The following is a 21637-nucleotide window of genomic DNA, read 5'->3' as shown; positions in this document are numbered from 1 at the left end:
GTAGCTCACAATTCAATTGTGCACAACTAATTGTTGGCTATTCGTAGATCCCCTCGACGTACCACCGCCGCTGCCGATAGCACAGCAGCAGGGCTTGCGGCCGCTCGCCACCGTTGACCAGCACCTGCGCCCGTGCGGTCCGGCCGGCCTTGGCTTGCTCGGGATCCCACCATCGCTCGTCGACCGGCCATGGCCCCGCCCACCAGGACAGCTTGCTCTCCCTCCCGGGTGAGGCCAGCCGCGACGGATCGGCGGAGAACAACCCGCGACCGGTTACCCGCACCGGATTACCGTCGGCGTCGAGCAATTCGACCGGATCGTCGAGCAGCACCGTCGGCGACGGCTCCGGAAGCTGACCGGGCCACGGCTGGTCCGGGTTGGCCCGCGGCACCAGCTCATCGCCCAGCGGGGTGAACGTGATGCGTTCGGCGGGCCCCCGGCCGCCGCTGAGCACCGGCACCTGCACCGCCTCGGGCCCGAGCAGACCCTGCACCCGCACCAACGCACGACGGGCGCGCAGCCGATCCTCCTCACCAATGCCACCCCACAACGGCAGCTGCAACGCCCCGGCCGACACCACCTCCACCGGCCGTAGCCGGATCAGCGTCACCGGCGCGGTCGGCCGGTCGTTCGGATTGCGCTTGTTCAGCCAGCCGTCCAGCTGCCAGCGCACCCGGTCGGCGGTGGCGTCCTCGGTCAGCGGCTCGGCACACCGCCAAACACGTTCCAGCTCTTGACCATTGGCGGTGACGGCGTGGATTGCCAGCCGAGTGCATCCGACCCCGGTGGCCTCGAGGCTACGATGCAGCGTGCTTGCCAGTGACCGGCCTGCAAATGCGGCGGCATCGACACGGTCGATCGGCGGATCACAGTTCATCACCGCGTCGAGTTCTGCCGGTGGTTCCCGGCCCGACGGCCCGCGGGTGGGCTCGCCACGGGCGAACCGGTGCGCGGCAATGGCGTCAGCACCGAACCGGGACGCCACATCGCTGCGGGTTAGCGCGGCGAACTGACCGATATTGCGGATTCCCATGCGCCACAACAGGTCTGCCAGGTCCTCGCGGCCAGGCGCGGCCAGGCTCGGCTCGGTGGCCAGTTGCCGGATCGACAGCGCGGACAGAAACAGGGCGTCCTTGCCGGGCTCGATGATCCTGCCCGCCCTTGCGGCAAAGACGGCGGTGGCCAACTGGTCGGCGATGCCGACCTGACATTCGGCCCCGGCCGCGGCCACCGCGTCGACCAATAGCTCAGCGGCTGCCTCTTCCGATCCGAAGTAGCGGGCTGCACCGCGCACGGACAACACCAGCAGACCGGGCCGCAGCACCTCGGCCCGCGGCACCAGGTCGTCGACCGCAGCCGTCACTACTTCGAAATGGCGGGCATCGCGAGCGGGATCGGCCGTGACGACGTGCAGTTCCGGACACCGCGCTTGAGATTCCCTGCGGCGCAAGCCTCGTCGCACCCCGGCCGCACGCGCCGACGCCGAACACGCGATCACCCGGTTGGCCAGGGTGACCGCGACCGGCGCTGTGGGAGGAAGGTCGGCAGCAGCCAACGCGGCGACCGCCGGCCAGTCCATGCACCACACCGCCAGCACTCTTGAGGTAGATCCGGAGGACACTCATCCGCCTACTGCCCGAACGGTCCCCCCGAAGGATCGACCCCTTGCCCGCATGGCCAGCCGGACCTTGCCGATGCGGCCGATCCCCGGGCGACCGGGGCCGGTCACCTCGTAGCCGCAGACCCTGGCCTCCAGCCGGGTGGACGCTCCTTGCCAGTCACCACCGGTGACCAGGAGGGTGCACCCCTTCTGCCGCGCCCTGGCCACCACCGCCCGCGCACGGCCCGCAGGCACCGATCGGCCACCAAGGCCGAGCACAACCAAGTCCATGCCATCCATCAGCACGGCGGCCACCTCAACCGGATCGGCGCCGGGTTCGGGGATGACCGCGATCCTGCTCAGGTCCGCGCCCATTTCGACGGCCGCCAGTAGACCGACGTCGGGCTGGCCGACAATCGCGGCGTGTCCGCCCTCCGCCGTCACCGCCGCCACCATGCTCAGCGACAGGGATCGAGCACCCGACAGCACAGCCACCGTCCCGCGCGGCAACGGCGCCGGTAGCAGTTCTGCCAGGGATTCGGGCACTGGCAGCAAAGATTCTGAGGCCGGCAGCGGGTCGTTCGACGGCACCGGGCCCCGGCGTCCGTCGCCCACCTTCCCTGACACCGCCGCGATCTTGCGACGCAGGTGTTCTACCTGCTCAGCGCGGTCAATGCGGCGCTGCTCCAGGCTCATCGCCACTGTCACAGCAGCACCTCCTGCATCATCAGAATCACTCTATTTTCGAATGTATGTTCGATACCTCGAGTAAACACCCAACCCCCGACACCGTCAAGCGAGCAGAAGCCGGAATAACGATCCCATTGATCGATGGTGACATTGACAAATGTCATCATTCGGTGCTGTACTCCAGCCATGCTCAATGACGAGCGGGGATCGCTACGTTCCCGCGGCGCCGCCGCAGTCAGCATCCTGACCCTCCGGCAGATCGCCGCCGTGATTCCCTCCGAGCCGGCGTGGGGAGTCTGGCTGTCACGCCAGATCATCGCCCGCGTAATGGATACGTTCGGGCCGCCGCTTGCCGGCACCCACGTCACCCCTGTCGACACCAGGACGTCCGACGGCCGTCGCGTCGTCGGCGAATGGGTCTACGGCGACGGAGTGCCGCACGGTCATGCCGATGCCGCAATCTATTTCGTACACGGCAGCGGCTATGTCCTGTGCTCGCCGAGGACCCATCGCCGGCTGACCTCGTGGCTGTCCCGCCTGACCGGACTCCCGGTGTTCAGCATCGACTACCGCTTGGCCCCCAAGTACCGATTCCCCACTGCCGCAGACGATGTCCGATCCGGGTGGGACTGGCTCATCGGGGACTACGGGCTGGCACCCGAACGCACCATCGTCGCTGGCGACTCCGCAGGCGGGCATCTGTCCGTCGACCTGCTCCTGCAACCCGACGTCGCCCATCCGGCAGGCGCGGTATTGCTCTCCCCCGCGCTTGACCTGACGTTCACGCTGGCCCGCACCCGCGAGCGGCTGCGCAGCGATCCAGCCGTCCGTTCTCGCGACGCCATCCGTCTTGTCGAGTTGTATTGCGCGGGAATCGATTCCAGCCATCCGCGGCTGAAGCTCGACGTCGCGGCCGGGCGCACCCTGCCGCCCACGCTGATCCAGGCCGGCGGCGCCGAGATGCTGGCCGCTGACGCGATCACCCTTGCCGACCACATCCGTACCGCAGGCGGACGTGCTGAACTGCAGGTCTGGCCCGACCAGGTACACGTCTTCCAGGCGCTGCCGCGCCTCAGCCCCGAGGCCCGGCCCGCCATGCGCCACATCGCGGGATTCATCGCACATGCGCTGCGCGACACGCGAAACGACAGGGCTGCGGGGTGATCGGCATGGGACTGTTCGGATCGTCGAAGAAGCGCAGCTACGACGCCGCTGCCGTCATCACCGGAGCGGGCAGCGGCATCGGCGCCGCATTCGCGATGGAACTTGCGCACCGCGGCGGCAGGATCGTGTGCAGCGACATCGATGAAAAGGCCGCCCGCACAACGGCCGAAGCGATCATCGCCCACGGAGGAAAAGCGCTGGCCATCAACTGCGATGTCACCCGGATCGACGACATGCACAGACTGGCCAACGATGCGCACGACTGGTTCGGCGGGCCGCCGACGCTCGTCATCAACAACGCGGGCGTCGGCGCGGGCGGCACGACGATCGGTGAAACCAGCCTCGACGACTGGAACTGGGTACTGAGCATCAACCTGTGGGGCCCGATCAACGGCTGCCACGTATTCACACCGATCCTGCGGAAAGCGGGCTATGGCGGCATCATCAACGTGGCGTCCGCGGCGGCGTTCGGCGCCGCACCCGGTATGGCCGCCTACAACGTCAGCAAGGCCGGCGTGCTGTCATTGTCCGAGACGTTGGCCGCCGAACTGTCCGGCACGGGCGTGAACGTCACCGCCCTCTGCCCGACGTTCGTCAAGACGAACATCGTCGAATCCGGCCGCATCACAGCGCAATCCACCCAACTCGCCGACCGGCTGATGCGCTGGGTGGGCTTCTCTCCCGAGCGCGTCGCGAGGATGTGCCTGGACACCAATGACCGCGGCGGCCTGTACTGCATGCCACAACCCGATGCCCGGATCGGCTGGGGCATCAAGCGTTTCACCCCGACGGTGTACACCCGCGCCGCCGGCCTCGCCAACCGTGTCACGACGTAGGAGAACCCGATGATCGATATGGATGCCATGCTGGCGAAGATCAAGGACCGCCAGTGGGCGCTGGCCGACATCGACTGGGACGCACCGGGCGCCGAGATGATCACCGATGAGCAGCGCCCGCAGTTGAAGGCGTTCATGGCCGACCTGTGCTGGATCGAGAACATCGGCGCACGGGGCTTCGCAGCGCTGGCCAAGAAGGCGCCGACCCCTACCATTGCCGAGATCTACCGCTACTTCCACGCCGAGGAGCAAAGGCATGCCAACGCCGAGCTCGCCCTGATGAAGCGTTGGGGCATGCTCGCCGACGGCGAAGTGCCCGAGCCGAATGTCAACATCCGGCTGGCCATCGACTGGCTTGACCGCTGGGCGGATGACATGCCGCTGTCGCTGCTCGGCACGGTGATCCCGATGCTGGAGGTCGCCCTTGACGGCGCGCTGCTGAAGTTCCTGCTCGACGAGGTCAGCGACCCGGTGTGCCACCAGGTCTTCGAGAAGATCAACAACGACGAATCGCGGCACCTCGTCGTCGATTTCGAGGTACTCGACATGATCGGGCACGCCAAGATCCGACGAATGCTGATCGACTTCGTCGGCCACAACGCGACGCCCGGTCTCATCATCGGCGCGATCATGGGCGCGCCGCTGATCAACAGGATCCGCAACGAGATCACCGCCATGGGCATGGAACCCGAGCGGCTCTACAGAGCCGTCAAGCGGTTCAAGGAGCTCGGCGATCGCGGCCAATACACCAGCCGCGTACCGACATACCGGTTCCTGAGGCGCTACGCCGGCGTGGTCACCAACCCCCGCCACCCCTACCACCTGCTGGCCAATTCGATGGTCTGGATCTCCGACAGATACCCGCGGCCGCTGCTGCCGTCGGTCCCGAGCTGGGTCAAAGAGGTCACCCATGAGCCGGCGGCCTGAGATGCCAAATCATGTATACGACACGTTGATCGTCGGCGCCGGCTTCACCGGTGTCGGCGCTGCGATCAAGCTCACCGAGGCCGGTGTCGACGACATCGTCATCGTCGAGCGTGCCGACCGCGTCGGCGGAACGTGGCGCGACAACACCTATCCCGGTGCGGCCTGCGACATCCCATCACTGTTGTATTCGTTTTCGTTCGTGCACAACCCGTCCTGGTCGCGCGCGTACTCCCCCGCCGACGAGATCTGCAAACACATCGAGGACATGGTTTCCGATTTCGGCCTTGAACCCACGATCCAGTTCGGGATCGAGGTCAACGCGCTGGAGTTCGACGAGGCCGAAGGGGTATGGACAGTAAAGGCCAATCAGCGCAGGCCCTTTCGTGCCCGCACCGTCGTGGTGGCCTCGGGCCCGTTGCCCGACCACGACTGGCCCGCGATCCGCGGGCTCGACACCTACGAGGGCCACAAGATCCACAGTGCCCGTTGGGATCACGACTACGACTTCACCGGTAAGCGCGTCGCGGTCGTCGGTACCGGCGCGAGCGCGGTGCAGATCGTCCCTGAACTCGTCAAGGAGGCGGAGTTCGTCAAGGTCTTCCAGCGCACGCCAGGCTGGGTGCTGCCGCGGCTCGATATCGCAACGCCAGCCAAGGCCCAAGAGCTGTTCGCGAAAGTGCCTGCGGTACAAGAACTTGCCCGGCAGGCGCTGTTCTGGGGCCATGAGATCTCAGCAACCGCGTTGGTGTGGGACACCCCGCTGACGGGGCTGGTGGCCCGGCTGGGCAAGGCGCACCTGCGCCGCCAGGTCAAGGACCCGTGGCTGCGGCGCCAGCTCACACCCGACTTCACGCCGGGCTGCAAGCGGATGCTGATCTCCAGCGACTACTACCCTGCGCTGCAACGGGATAACTGCAAGCTCATCGACTGGCCGATCGCCACCATGAGCCCCGTCGGCATTCGGACCAGCGACGGCATCGAACATCACCTGGACTGCATCGTCTTCGCGACGGGCTACGACGTCCACCTGACCGGTCCGCCGTATCCCGTCACCGGAATAGGTGGCCGCTCACTGGGCCGGGAGTGGGCCAGCGGAGCTCAGGCGTACAAGGGCATCAACGCACACGGCTACCCGAACCTCTTCTTCATGACCGGGCCCAACTCCGGTCCGGGGCACAACTCGTTGCTGGTCTACGTCGAAGGCCAGCTCGACTACGCGGTGCGCGGCATCACCACGATTCTCGGCGAGAACCTGCGCTACCTCGACGTGCGGGCCGACGTGCAGCGGCGCTACAACGACCGTATCCAGAAGCGGTTGGCCAAGACCACGTGGATGTCGGGCTGCAGCAGCTGGTATCTGACTGCCGACGGATTCAACGCGGCCATGTATCCAGGCTTTGCGACGCAGTATCTTCGACAGATGCGGAACTTCCGGTTCACCGATTACGCCGCCGAGGCGCGGGACGCGCCGCGGACAACACGAGTCGAGCGCGATGCGCAGACCGTCGGTGCCCGCGTCCGAGCATGACCACCAGGCCTGACCCGCCGTCGCGCAAGCCGCGGCAGCAGGCCGGTGCGATCTCCACGGTCCTGAAGGGACTGCGCCGACGCGTCCAGCGCGGCTCGCGCGACGTCATTGAAAATGCGGTGGCGCAGTTGTTCGACGCCGCGGTGCACCCGCACGGGGTCGACGCGTCGGGCGAGTACCGCATCGACGACCTGGCTCGGCTGGCTGGCACGACGACGCGCAACATCCGGGTGTACCGCGACCGCGGGCTGCTGCACCCGCCGCTGCGCGTCGGCCGGCTGGCGTTGTTCAACGACACGCATCTGACCCGGCTGCGGCTGATCACGTCGCTGCTCGATCGCGGCTACAACATTGCCCACGTCAACGAGATGCTCAGCGCGTGGGAGCAGGGCAAGGATCTTGGCTCGGTGCTTGGGTTGGAGTCGGCAATCGCGGGCACGTGGGCCGCGGAGAAGCCGCAGACGATGCCGGTCGCCGATGCGCGGCGGCTGATCAGCGACGAGTCCGCATTTGACCGGCTGGTGGGCTCCGGGCTGATTCGCCTCGAGGACGACGACGCAATTGTACTGCGGCCCAAGCTGATCGAGGCGTTCAATGACATCCGCGAGTACGGGGTGTCCATCGACAAGCTGATCGATATCCACGAACAGGTGCTGCCGCTGGTCGACCAGATCAGCGCGATCCTGGTACAGGCAGGTGCCGAGCATGTGCAGGATCGGATCAAACCCGGCGTGGGACTACCCGACGACACCGAGGTCGCCGAGTTGATCACGATGCTGGTGCGGTTCCGGACGCAGGCGGTGGCGGCGGTCACCGCGACGCTGGCGTCGTCGATCGAGTCGACGATCGAGGAACTGGTCAGCCGCATCCTCGCCGACTACGTCGAAAAGACGCCCGACCTCGAGGCCTGACGCGAGATATCGGCCTCGATGTCGCCGAACCGATACTGCGTCGAGCCGGCTGAGGGCGTGTGCTCATCTCGCCACACGGCCGACTCGCCCGAATACCGGGGATGGGCAGGCTGAGGATGCTGCTGGCGCCGATCGAACTTGTCGAGGCGGTGCATCGGTACGAGCGAGGTCAGCATCAGCGACCCGATCTGACGCATGATGTGGCCTGCGGTCCGCCTGGTATCAGCGGCACTGACGTAGCGGCGTGCGATCGTCAGAAAGTCTTCGGGCTCCACGCCGGCGACATCGCGGACGTGAGTCGTCGGTCCGCCCACCTCCCATATCCCCAGTGCGTTCTCGGGCAGGTAGTGGCGCAGCCCGGACTGGAAGTACATGTCGGCTCCGAGCTGCTTGGCGCCGACGCGCACCGCTCGCATGAACATCCTCGGTGGGATGTCGATGTGACGGACGGGCCGGCCCAACGCGTCGCCGATCGCGTCGGCGATATCGCTACCGGACAACAGCTTTGGCCCTGTCGGGCGGTATGCCCGACCGTCATGTGGGTGCGGATCAAGCAGCGCACCCACCACCACACGGGCGATGTCTTCGTTGGACGGTGGCGCGTTGCGGCGCCCGCCCGTCGGGATGGGCAACACGCCCAATTGGGCGGCGAAGGGGAGGACTTGGAAACAGTTGTCGGCGAAGAAACCGGGATCGACCGCAATGTGCGCGGTGTCCGGAAGCAACTGAAACAGCTTGTCGGACAACCAGTGATGACGCGTCATCAGCGATGGATGCTCGGGACTGGCCAGCCACTGACCGAGTGCCACAACCGCCTCAACGCCGGCTCGGCGCGCTGCCACGGCGAACGTAACGGCGATGTCGAGTGCATGTGGGTGATACGGGAGGTTGAAGAACAGCCGGTCCACGCCTTCCAGTGCGGCCTGAACCTGTTGGACGTCAAACATATCCGCGACGACGGTGTTGGCTCCGAGGGAGCGTAAGTGGGCACTGCGGACATCTTCGCGACGCACCAAGGCTCTCGTCGCCACACCTCGTTCCAACAATTGTGCCGTTACAGCCCCTCCGATCTTGCCTGCCGCACCGGTGACAAGCACGCGTCCATTTGCCATCGAAGTCCCCTTCCAAAGTGAAGCGATCAATGTGACCACTGGTTACTTCCCCAGTATGCAAAGTCATGTGACCGCTGTCAACATTGGGTCGCGCGTGAGATCGTGATGGTATGAGTTCGGCGAGTGCCAACCCCGCGGGCAAGAAGGGCTACCACCACGGTGCGCTGCACTCGGCCCTGATCGAAGCGAGCATCGCGTTGGCGCGAGAGGGCGGACCCGATCGAGTGGTGCTGCGCGAAGCGGCCCGCCTGGCCGGGGTTTCACACTCGGCCGCCTACCGCCACTTCGCCGACCGCGACGCACTCCTGACGGAGGTGTCGCGCCATGCGCGGGCCGAGCTCGCAGACGAGATGCGCCGTCGCGTGAATCGCTCAACCGATCCCCGGAAGAGGATGCAGGCGGTCGGCGTCGCATACATCGAGTTCGCATTGCACCAGCCGGGACTGTTCCGCACGGCGTTCACATCGCATCCCGCCACAACTGACCATCGACCGGCAGCAGCGGATGCATCCGACGCTGCAGAGCCCTTCGAAGTCCTCGGCCAAGTACTGGACGAGGCTCAGGCCGCCGGCCTGCTGAGCCCGCAACGCAGGCCTGGAGCCGAGGTCGCGGTCTGGTCAGCGGTTCACGGTCTCGCCTGCCTGCTGCTCGATGGACCGCTGCCCACGACCGCGGCAGCCGTCAAGTTCGCGACGGGCCAAGTCTTCGATCTCATCGAGAACGGGCTGCTCAGCACCACGTAGCTCCGCGGAGCTGATTATTCCCATTCGATGGTGCCGGGCGGCTTGCTGGTGACGTCCAGCACGACCCGGTTCACCTCGGGAACTTCGTTGGTGATGCGGGTGGAGATGCGTTCGAGCACCTCGAAAGGCACCCGCGTCCAGTCGGCGGTCATCGCGTCTTCACTGGAAACCGGGCGCAGCACGATCGGGTGGCCGTAGGTGCGGCCGTCGCCCTGCACGCCGACAGAACGGATGTCGGCCAGCAGCACCACCGGGCACTGCCAGATCTGGTTGTCCAGGCCCGCCGCGGTCAACTCTTCGCGGGCAATCGCGTCGGCACGACGCAGCGTGTCCAGTCGGTCGGCAGTGACCTCGCCCACGATCCGAATGCCAAGACCGGGGCCCGGGAATGGTTGGCGCGCAACAATTTCCTCGGGCAGGCCCAGCTCGCGGCCCACCGCGCGCACCTCGTCCTTGAACAGCAACCGCAGCGGCTCGACGAGCTTGAACTTCAGATCGTCCGGCAGCCCGCCGACGTTATGGTGGCTCTTGATGTTGGCCGTGCCTGTGCCACCGCCGGATTCGACCACGTCCGGATACAGCGTGCCCTGCACCAGGAATTCGACGTCAGAACCGCTGTCCCCCACGATGTCTCGGACCGCGCCTTCGAAGGCACGGATGAACTGGCGGCCGATGATCTTGCGCTTGCCCTCAGGATTGGTTACCCCGGCCAGCGCTTCGAGGAACCGGTCGGCGACGTCCACAGTCACCAGGTTGGCCCCGGTCGCGGCGACGAAATCGCGCTGCACCTGCGCACGTTCGCCAGCGCGGAGCAGGCCGTGATCGACGAACACGCAGGTCAACCGGTCGCCGACGGCGCGCTGGACCAGCGCTGCTGCCACCGCGGAGTCCACGCCGCCCGACAGCCCGCAGATCGCCCTGCCGTTGCCGATCTGGTTGCGCACCTGCTCGACTAGCGAATCAGCGATGTTGGCGGGGGTCCAGGACGAATCGATACCCGCGAACTCGTGCAGAAATCGGCTCAGCACCTGCTGTCCATGCGGCGTGTGCATTACCTCGGGGTGGTACTGCACTCCTGCGAGCCGACGCTCGCGGTTCTCGAACGCCGCGACGGGGGCTCCGGAACTCGTGGCGACCACCTCGAAGCCATCGGGAGCGGCGGTGACTGCGTCACCGTGACTCATCCATACCGGCTGGGAAACCGGTAGATCCGAATGCAGCTGTCCCCCAGATACTTTCAGGTCGGTACGGCCGTACTCGCTGGTTCCGGTCTTCGCGACCGTCCCGCCAAGCGCCTGCGCCATTGCCTGAAACCCGTAGCAGATACCGAAGACCGGCACCCCAAGGTCGAACATCGCCGGATTCAGTTGCGGCGCGCCGTCTGCGTACACACTGGCCGGCCCACCCGAGAGCACGATGGCCTGGGGGTCCTTGTCCTTGATGTCTTCGACACTCGCGGTATGCGGGATGACCTCGGAATACACCCTGGCCTCTCTGACGCGGCGGGCGATGAGCTGCGCGTATTGCGCGCCGAAGTCGACCACCAAGACGGGCCGGGGGGATGCTGATTCCACGTGTTCAGTCTAGTTGGCGGGGCAAAACGTGTGCCGTGACGTCGACGCTTCAGACGAACAGAGCCGGGAACGGCCCAAAACCCAAGTTGCGCACCACAAACCACACCATGGTCAGCGCGAGGACCGGCGGCGCCGACCATCGCAGGTGTTGCCAGCTTCGCACGCGCCGGCCCACCAGCCTCGCGTAGGTCCAGGCCACGGAGGCCCACACCAGCAGTAACACCGCCGCCAGGCCCAGCGCGTTGTAGGGCATCGCTGAGGCGAAGTCGAAATGGAGCAGGGAGTAGATCATCCGCAGGCTGCCGCAGCCCGGGCAGTCGATGCCGAACAGCGCTTTTGTCGGGCACACCGGCAGGATCCCGCCGGGGATCGTCGGGTTCGCCGCCCAGATGACGGCGCACCCACCCGCCGCTGCGGCGGCGACCGCCAGCGGTGCGGCGAGCGGGTGGACGCGCATCACGAAACGGACATGTACCCGGCCATGCCGCCCGCGAGGGCGAGGACCGCGTAAATGATGGGGAAGACGACGCCCGCGCGTCGCGGGGTTTGCGAGCCTCGCTGGAAAGCAGCCCAATATAAAGCACGGGTTTGCTGCGCGCGGGCTAATCAACGCTGTCAACATAGCGGGTGATCATGTCCACCAGCGCCCGCCGCTCGCGGCGGGTGTCGACCGGCTCCGGCACCACCAGCGTCGCCACGACCAGCCCGCGCAGCGTGGCCCAGATCAGATTGCCGATCGCCGCCGCGTGCCGCGCGTGCAGCCCTTCGCCAATGTGCTTGCCCAACTGGGCCATGGTGGTGCCGAGCGTAGCGAGGTGGGCAGTGGCGCCGGTATCGCGCATGGCGCGGGTGGCGATCAGGATTTCAAGCGCTGCCATGGACGTCGGGCTGGAGAACGCGTCCCACGCCGCATTGACGATGAATTCCGTTCGGCCGCGGATATTTTCGGCGGCGGCCGGCAGTTCGCGCAGCGCATCGGTCAGCTCGATGAGGCCCTTGTCGACGACGGCCATCAGCAGTCCGTCGCGGTCTCCGAAGTGATACTGCACAACACCCCATGTCACGCCCGCACGTTCGGTGATGTGCTTGGCGCTGGCGGCGGCGAACCCCTCCTCGAGGATGCAGCGGACCGTCTCGTCGATCACCAGCGCGCGGGTGCGCTCGGCGCGCAGTTGCGTCACCACATCACGCCGCGGATGGGCGCGGCTGGCAGGTCGCGCGCGGCCAGCAGACCGCTGGGTGCGGTGCACACCGGTTCGATCATGTTGACCGCGCGGGCCGCGGTGGCGATTACACCGCCTTGGTTGTGGTCGACGCCGGCGAGTCCCACGTGCGCGTTGATCTCGACGCCGGGGTCGCCAGTGATCGTGACGCGGTGCACGCCCGAGCGGCCATCCGGCGGATACGGCCAGTCGGGTCCCGCGATGTCGGTGAGCCGGTTGACGTGTTCCATCGTGATGACAGGCTCACCGCCACGCAGGCCCTCGACCGCGAACCGGACCGCGGCCACTCCTCCTGCAGGGATAGTCATCATCGTGCACGCGAACGGTTCTGGGGTGACCCAGGTTTCGTGCCGCTCGCGGATGTCGTCGAGCTCGATGCCGAGACCGTCGGCGAGGCTTCGGACCTGTCCGCCCCATAGCGACGTCAGCACACCGGGCTGGAACATGATCGGCGTGTGGTCGGGTGTGGTGCCGAATCCCATACTGACGCCGGTGAATTCGGAGTCGTCGTAGGTGCCGTAGTCGAAGATCTTCTGGACGGTGATCGCGGTGGCGCGTGCCGCGAGGCTCAGCGCGGTGTACACCAGCGTGTCGCCGGAGAAGCCGGGATCAATGCCGTTGATATACAGCGAGGTGTCGCCGGCTTTGCATGCCCGTTGCAGCGGATCGCGCAGCCAGTCATCGGCGTGCTCGGGGGCTACCAGCCAGACCATTGAGGTACCAACGACATTCGTCCCTGCGGACAGGAACCGGGAGATCTCCTCGATGGCGTCGCGAGGCCGCATCTCGGCCTGCGACGTGTACACCACACAGTCGGCCTCGAGAGCGACGAGTGCGTCGATGTCGTCGGTGGCCACGACACCGCTGGGTCTCGTCAGCCCGCACAGCTCGGCAGCGTCGCGGCCGACCTTCCGCGCGCTGTTGGCGTGCACGCCGACCAATTCGAGATCGGGGCGTTCGATGATTGTGTGCAGCGCGTGGCGGCCCACGTTGCCGGTGGAGAATTGGATGACTCGTCGCACGCGGATCCCTTAAAGCAGGTCGGTGATGGTTTTGAGGCCGGCTTCGTAGAGCACGCCGGGCAGCATGCCGCCGTCGATCTCGATGGTCGTTCCGTTGATGAAATCGGCTGCGCCGCTGCACAAGAACACGCATGCACGGCCGACTTCGGCGGGCTCGCCTGCTCGCTTGAGCGGAATGTTTCGGAAATACTGAGCACCGTCGGGGTCGTCCTTGGGCAGGACGAAGCTGCGGAAGTTGTTGGTCATCGTCGGGCCGAGCGCCAGTGCATTGACGCGAACGCGGGGCCCCCACTCCTCGGCCAGCGAGCGGGTCATGTGGTTCAGGCCGGCCTTCGCGGCGCCGTAGGACACCAGTGTGGGTGAACCGGCGGGGTGGCCTGCGCCGCTGGAGATGTTGATGATCGAGCCGACGCCGTCCTGTTCGCGCATCTGCCGGCACACCCGAATGGCGAACCACAGCGGGCTGATCAGGTTCATCTGGATCGCGAATGAATGAAACAACACGGTGCGCTCGTAATCGTTGTCGCTGCGCGGCGCGCCCTGGATCTGCGAAACCAAGACGGGCACGTCCTCGACGTTCGGACACGGCACTGTACCGCCGGCGTTGTTGACGAGGATGTCGATGCGGCCGTAGGTCGCCGCGACCTCAGAGACAAACGCGTCGATGGCGTGGTAATCGCCTTGGTCACAAGTCATTTGGGCCGACCGCGGCGACCATTCGGGTTCGATGCCGGGCAGCTCGTCAAGTTTCGAGCGCGAGCAGCCGACGACAGTGGCACCGGCGCGCAGCAGTTCGTGCGCAATACCGACGCCGACTCCTCTGCTTGTGCCGGTGACGATCGCGATCTTGGTGTCCAGTGCACCCACGCGCAAAACCATAGAGCACTCAATGTTTTCTGGAAGCGGTTTCGTCAAGAGACGGCGTCGGCCCTGGTAGGGATGACTCATGACCAAATATCCGGAGTCCCCTCGCGAGGCCGCCCGCGCCTTCACACCCGAACTGACCGACCTGATCAACAATCCGATGTACTCGGATGTCTGGGCCGATGAGCGACTGAGCCCCCGCGATCGCAGCATCGCGACACTGGCCGCGCTGACAGTCCTCTACCGCCCAGAGGAGTTTCCCGCCCATCTGCGTCGCGCACGCGACAACGGCCTGACGAACGCCGAGATCTCAGCACTGATCACCCACTGCGCGTTCTACGGCGGGTTTCCCGCCGCGATCTCGGCCTCCTTGCTTGCCGCGGAGACTCTGCTCTAAGCACCCGAGAGCGCGATGAGGCATTGTTAGCGGCGTGAACGTGGACGCCATCCTGCAGACGATCCCGCCGTTAGCCATCTACCTCATCGTCGGGGCCGTCATCGGCATTGAAAGCCTGGGCATCCCGCTGCCCGGAGAAATCGTGCTCGTCAGCGCTGCCCTGCTGGCATCCCGCCACACCCTCGACATCAGCCCGGTGGCTGTCGGCGCATCCGCCACGATCGGCGCAATCATCGGCGACACCATCGGGTATTCGATCGGCCACCGATACGGCATGTCGCTGTTCGAACGGCTCGGCAACCGTTTCCCCAAACACTTCGGCACGGGCCACGTCGCGCTGGCCAAACAGCTGTTCCATCGGTGGGGGGTCTGGGCGGTGTTCTTCGGCCGCTTCATCGCGCTGTTGCGCATCCTGGCCGGCCCGCTCGCCGGGGCGTTGAAGATGCCCTACCCGCGCTTCTTGGCCGCCAACGCCAGCGGCGCCTTGTGCTGGGCGGGCGGTACCACCGCCGTTGTCTACTACCTGGGCCTAGCCGCGGAGAAATGGCTGTCGAGGTTTTCGTGGATCGCGCTTGTCGTCGCCGTCCTCATCGGTATCGGCTTGACGTTGTTGTTGCGCGAACGCACCGCCAAACTGATCGAGCGGCTCGAGGCGGAACACGACTGGGAAACGCTGCGTCGCCACTAGGCCATCTGCTTGTGGTCGGGCAACCCGCCCGTCGCCTCGAACACCACCCGCTTGCCGATCTCGACGGCATGGTCGGCGAAGCGTTCATAAAACCGGCCGAGCAGTGCGACGTCGACCGCAGAGCAGACTCCGTCCTGCCACTTGTGGTCGATCAACAGCGTGAACAAGTGCTGGTGCTCGGCATCGACAGCATCGTCCTCGGCGCGCAACCGGGCGGCCTTGTCGGGATCGCGGGAGATGAGCACTTCGCGCGCGGTGCGGGCCAAACTGATTGCCCTAGAACCCATTTCGGCGAAACTGGCTCGCACGTCGTCGGGCAGCGCGCACTCCGGATGCCGCAGCCGCGAGATCCTCGCAACGTGCACAGCCAACGCGCCCATCCGCTCGATGTCGGCGCCGATGTGAAGGGAGCCGACGATCATCCGCAGATCTCCTGCGACAGGCTGTTGCAGCGCAAGCAGTTTGATCGCGCTGGCCTCGACCTTCTTGCTCATTGCGGTGATGTGCTCGTGATCGGCGATAACTTGCTCGGCGACCGTCAAGTCCGCACCCAGCAGCGCTGCCGTCGCTCGTTCCATCGCGTCGGCGGCCAGCCGGCACATGTCGCCGACTTGCGCGGACAGCGCGGATAGCTCCTCGTGATACGTCGTCCGCATGCGTTGACCTCCGGCTTCAGGGTACTCGCGTAGCAGGTACCCACGGCCGAGCGGCGCAAACCCGCGGCGGATCAGTGACCTTGTTGCGACCCGAACTGATCCCGGCTGCGCTGCTGCCACGTCGGGGTCGCGGTCACGGTTTGCGTTTCGGTCGCCACCGAGGTCGCAACGGTGGTTTGCACTGTCGTCTGCACATCCGTCTCGGTGTTGGTCACCGTGTTGGGAACGACGGTGACCGTGTCGGTTTCGACGGGCGCTTGGGCCGCGCCGCCGCCGCTCGATCCACCGGACGAATCGTGCTTCTCATGGTGGCCGCCACCCGAGGCCGCGGCCGAAGTGGTCGTGGTTGTCGTCGTCGTGCTCGTCGTCGCGGTCGGCGCGGGCGTCCCGGTTGAACTGCACGCCACCGACAGCGCCCCGACCGCAACAGCGGTGACACCGACGGTCAGGGATGCCCGTTTGGAGATATGGGCAGTGATCAACGACAACGGACTCTCGCTTTCCTCGCAAAGTGACTACGTGACAGCGAGATACATACCTACCGGCCGCCGGGCACCGGGTAACAGGGCCGCCGATGGGTGTTTGCGTACAGCTTGCTGTTAGCCGGCCGAGCTGACCGGTTCGATCGGCAGCGGCCGCAGCGCCGCAGGTGCGTCGGCGGGCACGACCGGATGCTCCGGCGGAATCGGCGCAAGCCGCTTGTAGGCCTCACCCTGCGCCGGCCGTTGGTCCACCTGGCCCTTGTTCGGCCACAGCGACGCTGCCCGTTCGGCCTGCGCGGTGATCGAAAGCGACGGATTCACACCAAGATTCGCCGAAATCGAAGCACCATCGTGCACCGAGAGCGTCGGATAGCCGTACACCCGGTGATAGGGGTCGATCACGCCGTGCTCAGGCGTGTTGCCGATCGCCGCCCCACCGAGGAAGTGCGCGGTCAGCGGGATGTTGAACAGCTCGCCCCAGGTGCCACCGGCCACGCCGTCGATCTTCTTGGCGATCCGGCGCGTGACCTCGTTGCCCACCGGAATCCAGGTGGGGTTGGGTTCGCCGTGTCCCTGCTTGCTGGTCATCCGCCGGAATCCCAGCCTCGTGCGCTCGGTGAATGTCGTGATCGAGTTGTCCAGATGCTGCATCACCAACGCGATCATCGTGCGCTCGCTCCACCGGCGCGGATTGAGCAACCGGAGCATGCCCCGGGGATCCTCGCCGGCCTGCTGGATGAACTGCTTCCAGCGCGGAACGTCGGTGCCCTGCGGCCCGGCCCCGTCGGTCATCAGGGTCTGCAAGAGACCCATTGCGTTGGAGCCCTTGCCATATCGCACAGGCTCGACGTGAGTATCCGACGTCGGATGGATCGACGAGGTGATCGCAACGCCGTGCGTGAGATCTAGGTCGGGCGACACAGTGAAGCGGCCTGCGCCGACGATCGATTCCGAGTTGGTTCGGGTGAGCACACCGAGCTTGTCCGAGAGCCTGGGCAGCTTGCCCTTGTCGCGCATCTTGAACAACAGCTTCTGCGTGCCCCAAGTCCCCGCCGCGAGCACCACATGCGAGGCGGTGTACGTGCGCCGTTTGAACGGCAACAAGCCGGTCCTGGCGCTGCGGACCTTCCAGGACCCATCAGACTGCGGCTCGATAGCGGTCACGGTCGTCATCGGAATGACTTCTGCCCCAGCCCTTTCCGCAAGGCCGAGGTAGTTCTTGACCAGTGTGTTCTTGGCCCCGTAGCGGCACCCCGTCATGCAGGAGCCGCATTCGATGCAGCCGGTGCGCGCGGGGCCTGCACCACCGAAGTATGGATCGGGCACCGTCTTGCCCGGCGCCTTTTCGCCGTCGGGTCCGAAGAACACCCCGACCGGCGTCGGCACGAACGTGTCGCCGACACCCATTTCGTCGGCGACCTCTTTGACGATGCGATCGGCGTCGGTGAACGTCGGGTTCTTGACCACGCCGAGCATGCGCTTGGCTTGGTCGTAATGCGGCATCAGCTCGCTACGCCAGTCGGTGATGTCCTTCCACTGGGGGTCGGCGAAGAACGGTTCCGGCGGCACGTACAGGGTGTTGGCGTAGTTCAGAGAACCGCCGCCCACCCCGGCGCCTGCGAGGATCATGACGTTGCGCAGCAAGTGAATTCGTTGAATGCCATACATGCCGAGCTTCGGAGCCCATAGGAACTTGCGCAGGTTCCACGAGGTCTTCGCGAAGTCTTCGTCGTTGAACCGTCGGCCCGCCTCGAGCACCCCGACGCGATAGCCCTTCTCGGTGAGCCGTAGCGCGGTGACGCTTCCCCCGAACCCCGAACCAATGATCAGAACGTCATAGTCAGGTTTCATGCCGACCAGTATGGACTTAGCGCTCGCAAAGTTCTAGACAGGGGGGCCTAATTTGTAAAGCTGGATGTCGCTGGGCTGACCCTATGCGGAGCTGTGGCGAAAATCAGCTGCCGACGGTCAGGCCCACCTTCTGGAATTCCTTGAGGTCGCAATAACCGGCTTTCGCCATCGACCGGCGCAGCCCGCCGACCAGGTTCAGCGAGCCGAAAGGGTCGTCGGACGGACCGCTGAGCACCTGCTCCAGCGGCGGGCGCTCGCCGATCGCAACCTGCAGCAGTGCGCCGCGCGGCAGCGACGGGTGCGCCGCCGCGGCCGGCCAGAACCAACCATCGCCGAGCGCCTCGGCCGCCGTCGACAACGGCGTGCCGAGCACGACTGCGTCGGCCCCGCACGCGATGGCCTTGGCCAGATCGCCGGACGTATGGATGTCGCCGTCGGCCAACACGTGCACGTAGCGGCCGCCGGTCTCGTCGAGGTATTCGCGACGGGCGGCGGCCGCATCAGCGATCGCCGTCGCCATCGGCACGCTGATGCCGAGCACCTCATCAGAAGTCGTCACGCCCGACGTCGAGCCGTAGCCGACGATGACGCCTGCCGCGCCGGTGCGCATCAGGTGCAGCGCCGTGCGGTGGTCGAGAACGCCGCCCGCGACCACCGGCACGTCGAGCTCGGAGATAAAGGTCTTCAGGTTCAGCGGCTCACCGTCGGAAGCAACCCGTTCGGCCGAAATGATGGTGCCCTGAATGACCAACAGGTCGATGCCCGCAGCGACCAGCGACGGCGTCAGCGACTGCGCGTTCTGCGGGCTCACCCGTACCGCCGTGGTCACGCCCGCCTCACGGATACGCGCCACCGCAGCACCAAGCAGCTCGGGATCCAGTGGCGCCGAATGCAATTGCTGCAGCAGCCGAATGGCCGCCGACGGCTCCGGCTCCTTGTCGGCAGCCTCGAGGACCTGAGCGATCTTCTCCTCGACATCGGCGTGCCGACCGATCAGCCCCTCGCCGTTGAGCACGCCCAGCCCGCCGAGGCGGCCCAACTCGATCGCGAACTCCGGCGACACCAGCGCGTCGGTCGGATGCGCCACCACCGGGATCTCGAACCGGTAAGCATCCATCTGCCAGGCCGTCGAAACGTCTTGCGATGACCGCGTGCGCCGCGACGGCACGATGTTGATGTCGCCGAGTTCATAAGTGCGGCGGGCAGTTCTGCCCATGCCAATCTCAACCATGTCTCGCATGGCGTGACTCCCCCTAGCGGGTGTAGTAGTTCGGCGCCTCGACCGTCATCGCGATGTCGTGCGGATGGCTCTCTTTCAGGCCAGCCGCAGTGATCTGCACGAACTGCGCCTGCTGCAACTGCTCGATGGTCGCCGAACCGGTATACCCCATGGCCGCGCGCAGCCCGCCGGTGAGTTGGTGGATGACCGTCGACAGCGGCCCGCGGAACGGCACCCGCCCCTCGATGCCCTCGGGCACCAGTTTGTCCTCGGAGAGCGCATCGTCTTGGAAATAGCGGTCCTTCGAGTAGGACTTGGCGCCGCCACGGCCTTGCATGGCACCGAGTGAACCCATGCCGCGATAGCTCTTGAACTGCTTGCCGTTGACGAAGATCAGGTCACCCGGCGACTCGGCCGTCCCAGCCAGCAGCGAGCCCAGCATCGCGGTGGACGCGCCTGCGGCCAGCGCCTTGGCGATGTCACCGGAGTACTGCAGTCCGCCGTCGGCGATCACCGGCACACCCTTGGGCGCACACGCGGCGACGGCCTCCAGGATCGCGGTGATCTGGGGTGCGCCGACGCCGGCGACCACCCGCGTGGTGCAGATCGATCCGGGTCCGACGCCCACCTTTACCGCGTCGGCTCCCGCGTCCACCAGTGCAGCGGCCGCGGCCCGGGTAGCGACGTTGCCGCCGATCACTTCGACCCGATCGCCCAGCACGGTCTTGACCCGGTGCACCATCTCGAGCACCGTGCGGTTGTGCGCGTGCGCGGTGTCCACCACCACCACGTCGACACCCGCATCCGCCAGCGTCATCGCCCGCGTCCACGCATCGTCGCCGACGCCGACGGCCGCGCCGACCAGCAGCCTGCCGTCGCTGTCTTTGGTGGACAGCGGGAACTGCTCGGTCTTGACGAAGTCCTTGACGGTGATCAGCCCGGTCAGCTTGCCGTGTCCGTCGACGATGGGCAGCTTCTCAATCTTGTTGCGGCGCAACAGGCCTAGCGCGGCCTCGGCAGAAACGCCTTCCTGCGCGGTGATCAGTGGAGCCTTCGTCATCACCTCGGAGACGGGCTTGCTCATGTCGACTTCGAAGCGCATGTCACGGTTGGTGATGATTCCGACCAGCGCGCCGTCGGCATCGACCACAGGCAGCCCGGAGATCCGGAACCGCGCGCACATCGCATCGACCTCGGCCAGCGTGTTGTCCGGCGAGCACGTGACCGGGTCGGTGACCATGCCGGCTTCTGAGCGCTTGACGGTCTCGACCTGGCCGGCCTGCTCGGCGACGGGCAGGTTGCGGTGCAGCACACCCATGCCGCCCGCGCGGGCCATCGCAATCGCCATCCTGGACTCGGTCACGGTATCCATCGCCGAGCTGACCAACGGCACGCGCAGCCGGATCTTGCGGGTGAGCTGGCTGGAGGTGTCGGCTGTGGCGGGCACCACATCTGAGGCGGCGGGCAGCAGCAGAACGTCATCGAACGTGAGCCCGAGCATCGCGACCTTGGTCGGGTCATCGCCGCCGGTGGGCACCGGAACGGCGAGGGGAATGCTGCTTTCAGCAATCGACATGGGCGGGCCTTCCCGTGACAAGCACAGTCGTCGAGCTAGATACCCATCTTATCGGCAATGAAGTCGCTGCTTCGGCCCCACGCTGCCTTGCGGACGCGCAGCTTACGAGGTTGCCAACGGCTGGCGCGATGCCAGGGCTGCTGCGTAGTGTGGACTCGTGCGAGATCACCTGCCACCGGGTTTGCCGCCCGATCCATTCGCCGATGACCCGTGCGACCCCACGGCGGCGCTTGATGCACTCGAGCCTGGCCAACCGCTGGACCCGCAGGAGCGGACCGCGGTCGAGGCCGATCTCGCCGATCTGGCGGTATACGAAGCGCTGTTGGCGCACAAGGGAATTCGCGGCCTCGTGGTGTGCTGCGACGAATGCCAGCAGGACCATTACCACGACTGGGACATGCTGCGGGCCAACCTGCTGCAGCTGTTGGTCGACGGCACGGTGCGTCCGCACGAGCCGGCGTATGACCCCGAGCCCGATGCCTACGTGACCTGGGACTACTGCCGCGGCTATGCCGACGCGTCGCTCAACGAGGCCACGTCGGAAACCGACGGATATCGCTAAGGGCGCAACCCG

22 protein-coding genes are annotated in these 21637 nt (G+C 66.2%); 9 read left to right on the top strand and 13 right to left on the bottom strand.

What is annotated here, in order from left to right:
* Positions 1-37 precede the first annotated feature (37 nt).
* Positions 38-1579 carry a DNA polymerase Y family protein gene (locus tag MYCSM_RS05530; protein ID WP_015305154.1) on the bottom strand — a complete coding sequence of 514 codons (1542 nt, stop codon included), beginning with the start codon at positions 1577-1579 and terminating at the stop codon, positions 38-40.
* 42 nt (positions 1580-1621) lie between these two features.
* Positions 1622-2308, bottom strand: coding sequence for a hypothetical protein (locus tag MYCSM_RS05525; protein WP_015305153.1), 687 nt, complete (start codon positions 2306-2308; stop codon positions 1622-1624).
* Between the two features lie 168 nt (positions 2309-2476).
* On the opposite strand from MYCSM_RS05525, the gene MYCSM_RS05520 reads away from it, so the two are divergent.
* From MYCSM_RS05520 to MYCSM_RS05500, 5 genes are read left to right on the top strand one after another with little or no spacing between them, the layout of a single operon-like run.
* Positions 2477-3454 carry an alpha/beta hydrolase gene (locus MYCSM_RS05520; RefSeq protein ID WP_015305151.1) on the top strand — a complete coding sequence of 326 codons (978 nt, stop codon included), beginning with the start codon at positions 2477-2479 and terminating at the stop codon, positions 3452-3454.
* A gap of 5 nt (positions 3455-3459) precedes the next feature.
* The gene (locus MYCSM_RS05515) at positions 3460-4290 is read left to right on the top strand and encodes an SDR family NAD(P)-dependent oxidoreductase (RefSeq protein WP_015305150.1); all 831 of its coding nucleotides are present in this window, start codon (positions 3460-3462) and stop codon (positions 4288-4290) included.
* Between the two features lie 9 nt (positions 4291-4299).
* Positions 4300-5217: a hypothetical protein gene (locus MYCSM_RS05510; protein WP_015305149.1), complete on the top strand. Its 918-nt coding sequence runs from the start codon at positions 4300-4302 to the stop codon at positions 5215-5217.
* A complete protein-coding gene (locus MYCSM_RS05505) occupies positions 5201-6745 on the top strand; it encodes a flavin-containing monooxygenase (protein WP_015305148.1) in 1545 nt (514 codons plus the stop codon). The genes MYCSM_RS05510 and MYCSM_RS05505 overlap by 17 nt, the downstream gene beginning before the upstream one ends.
* Positions 6742-7656, top strand: a complete 915-nt coding sequence (locus MYCSM_RS05500; protein ID WP_015305147.1) for a MerR family transcriptional regulator — start codon at positions 6742-6744, stop codon at positions 7654-7656. Before MYCSM_RS05505 ends, MYCSM_RS05500 begins: the two co-directional genes overlap by 4 nt.
* Here the strand turns inward: MYCSM_RS05500 and MYCSM_RS05495 are convergent.
* Positions 7623-8768, bottom strand: a complete 1146-nt coding sequence (locus MYCSM_RS05495; RefSeq protein WP_015305146.1) for an NmrA family NAD(P)-binding protein — start codon at positions 8766-8768, stop codon at positions 7623-7625. The genes MYCSM_RS05500 and MYCSM_RS05495 overlap by 34 nt on opposite strands.
* 110 nt (positions 8769-8878) lie before the next feature.
* Between MYCSM_RS05495 and MYCSM_RS05490 the strand changes: the two genes are divergently transcribed.
* Positions 8879-9511 (top strand): TetR/AcrR family transcriptional regulator, encoded by a 633-nt coding sequence (locus MYCSM_RS05490; protein WP_015305145.1) that lies wholly within the window; start codon positions 8879-8881, stop codon positions 9509-9511.
* A gap of 14 nt (positions 9512-9525) precedes the next feature.
* On the opposite strand, the gene guaA is transcribed toward MYCSM_RS05490, so the two are convergent.
* The 5 genes from guaA to MYCSM_RS05465 all read right to left on the bottom strand — a co-directional run bounded on the left by guaA (position 9526) and on the right by MYCSM_RS05465 (position 14197).
* Positions 9526-11085, bottom strand: a complete 1560-nt coding sequence (guaA, locus tag MYCSM_RS05485; protein WP_015305144.1) for a glutamine-hydrolyzing GMP synthase — start codon at positions 11083-11085, stop codon at positions 9526-9528.
* 49 nt (positions 11086-11134) lie between these two features.
* Positions 11135-11542, bottom strand: a complete 408-nt coding sequence (locus MYCSM_RS05480) for a DUF2752 domain-containing protein (protein ID WP_015305143.1) — start codon at positions 11540-11542, stop codon at positions 11135-11137.
* 145 nt (positions 11543-11687) lie between these two features.
* Entirely contained in the window at positions 11688-12266 is a 579-nt protein-coding gene (locus tag MYCSM_RS05475) for a TetR/AcrR family transcriptional regulator (RefSeq protein ID WP_015305142.1), read from the bottom strand.
* On the bottom strand, positions 12263-13330 hold the full coding sequence (locus tag MYCSM_RS05470) for an NAD(P)H-dependent amine dehydrogenase family protein (protein WP_015305141.1): 1068 nt from the start codon (positions 13328-13330) through the stop codon (positions 12263-12265). The genes MYCSM_RS05475 and MYCSM_RS05470 overlap by 4 nt, the downstream gene beginning before the upstream one ends.
* A gap of 9 nt (positions 13331-13339) precedes the next feature.
* Positions 13340-14197: an SDR family NAD(P)-dependent oxidoreductase gene (locus tag MYCSM_RS05465; protein WP_198345003.1), complete on the bottom strand. Its 858-nt coding sequence runs from the start codon at positions 14195-14197 to the stop codon at positions 13340-13342.
* Positions 14198-14276: 79 nt separating this feature from the next.
* On the opposite strand from MYCSM_RS05465, the gene MYCSM_RS05460 reads away from it, so the two are divergent.
* Positions 14277-14591, top strand: a complete 315-nt coding sequence (locus MYCSM_RS05460; RefSeq protein WP_015305139.1) for a carboxymuconolactone decarboxylase family protein — start codon at positions 14277-14279, stop codon at positions 14589-14591.
* 34 nt (positions 14592-14625) lie between these two features.
* Positions 14626-15279, top strand: a complete 654-nt coding sequence (locus tag MYCSM_RS05455) for a DedA family protein (protein WP_015305138.1) — start codon at positions 14626-14628, stop codon at positions 15277-15279.
* Here MYCSM_RS05455 and phoU read toward each other — a convergent pair.
* The 5 genes from phoU to guaB all read right to left on the bottom strand — a co-directional run bounded on the left by phoU (position 15276) and on the right by guaB (position 21063).
* Entirely contained in the window at positions 15276-15935 is a 660-nt protein-coding gene (phoU, locus tag MYCSM_RS05450) for a phosphate signaling complex protein PhoU (RefSeq protein ID WP_015305137.1), read from the bottom strand. The genes MYCSM_RS05455 and phoU overlap by 4 nt on opposite strands.
* Positions 15936-16006: 71 nt before the next feature.
* Positions 16007-16423 carry a hypothetical protein gene (locus MYCSM_RS05445; RefSeq protein WP_041311366.1) on the bottom strand — a complete coding sequence of 139 codons (417 nt, stop codon included), beginning with the start codon at positions 16421-16423 and terminating at the stop codon, positions 16007-16009.
* Between the two features lie 111 nt (positions 16424-16534).
* Entirely contained in the window at positions 16535-18268 is a 1734-nt protein-coding gene (locus MYCSM_RS05440; protein WP_015305135.1) for a GMC family oxidoreductase, read from the bottom strand.
* 103 nt (positions 18269-18371) lie between these two features.
* Entirely contained in the window at positions 18372-19499 is a 1128-nt protein-coding gene (locus MYCSM_RS05435; protein ID WP_198345050.1) for a GuaB3 family IMP dehydrogenase-related protein, read from the bottom strand.
* A gap of 22 nt (positions 19500-19521) precedes the next feature.
* Positions 19522-21063, bottom strand: coding sequence for an IMP dehydrogenase (guaB, locus tag MYCSM_RS05430; RefSeq protein WP_015305133.1), 1542 nt, complete (start codon positions 21061-21063; stop codon positions 19522-19524).
* Positions 21064-21220: 157 nt separating this feature from the next.
* Here guaB and MYCSM_RS05425 point away from each other — a divergent pair, with 157 nt between their 5' ends.
* Positions 21221-21625 carry a DUF5319 domain-containing protein gene (locus MYCSM_RS05425; protein ID WP_015305132.1) on the top strand — a complete coding sequence of 135 codons (405 nt, stop codon included), beginning with the start codon at positions 21221-21223 and terminating at the stop codon, positions 21623-21625.
* The last annotated feature ends 12 nt before the right edge of the window (positions 21626-21637 follow it).

It is taken from the genome of Mycobacterium sp. JS623, assembly GCF_000328565.1.
Taxonomy (GTDB): Bacteria; Actinomycetota; Actinomycetes; order Mycobacteriales; family Mycobacteriaceae; genus Mycobacterium.
This window is presented reverse-complemented; position numbering and strand designations above follow the sequence as displayed.

Coding starts and splice junctions, on each gene's coding strand:
- MYCSM_RS05530 (WP_015305154.1), bottom strand. CDS start 1,579: ATGGACTGGCCGGCGGTCGCCGCGTTGGCTGCTGCCGACCTTCCTCCC.
- MYCSM_RS05520 (WP_015305151.1), top strand. CDS start 2,477: ATGCTCAATGACGAGCGGGGATCGCTACGTTCCCGCGGCGCCGCCGCA.
- MYCSM_RS05515 (WP_015305150.1), top strand. CDS start 3,460: ATGGGACTGTTCGGATCGTCGAAGAAGCGCAGCTACGACGCCGCTGCC.
- MYCSM_RS05510 (WP_015305149.1), top strand. CDS start 4,300: ATGATCGATATGGATGCCATGCTGGCGAAGATCAAGGACCGCCAGTGG.
- MYCSM_RS05505 (WP_015305148.1), top strand. CDS start 5,201: ATGAGCCGGCGGCCTGAGATGCCAAATCATGTATACGACACGTTGATC.
- MYCSM_RS05500 (WP_015305147.1), top strand. CDS start 6,742: ATGACCACCAGGCCTGACCCGCCGTCGCGCAAGCCGCGGCAGCAGGCC.
- MYCSM_RS05495 (WP_015305146.1), bottom strand. CDS start 8,768: ATGGCAAATGGACGCGTGCTTGTCACCGGTGCGGCAGGCAAGATCGGA.
- MYCSM_RS05490 (WP_015305145.1), top strand. CDS start 8,879: ATGAGTTCGGCGAGTGCCAACCCCGCGGGCAAGAAGGGCTACCACCAC.
- MYCSM_RS05480 (WP_015305143.1), bottom strand. CDS start 11,542: ATGCGCGTCCACCCGCTCGCCGCACCGCTGGCGGTCGCCGCCGCAGCG.
- MYCSM_RS05460 (WP_015305139.1), top strand. CDS start 14,277: ATGACCAAATATCCGGAGTCCCCTCGCGAGGCCGCCCGCGCCTTCACA.
- phoU (WP_015305137.1), bottom strand. CDS start 15,935: ATGCGGACGACGTATCACGAGGAGCTATCCGCGCTGTCCGCGCAAGTC.
- MYCSM_RS05440 (WP_015305135.1), bottom strand. CDS start 18,268: ATGAAACCTGACTATGACGTTCTGATCATTGGTTCGGGGTTCGGGGGA.
- MYCSM_RS05435 (WP_198345050.1), bottom strand. CDS start 19,499: ATGGTTGAGATTGGCATGGGCAGAACTGCCCGCCGCACTTATGAACTC.
- guaB (WP_015305133.1), bottom strand. CDS start 21,063: ATGTCGATTGCTGAAAGCAGCATTCCCCTCGCCGTTCCGGTGCCCACC.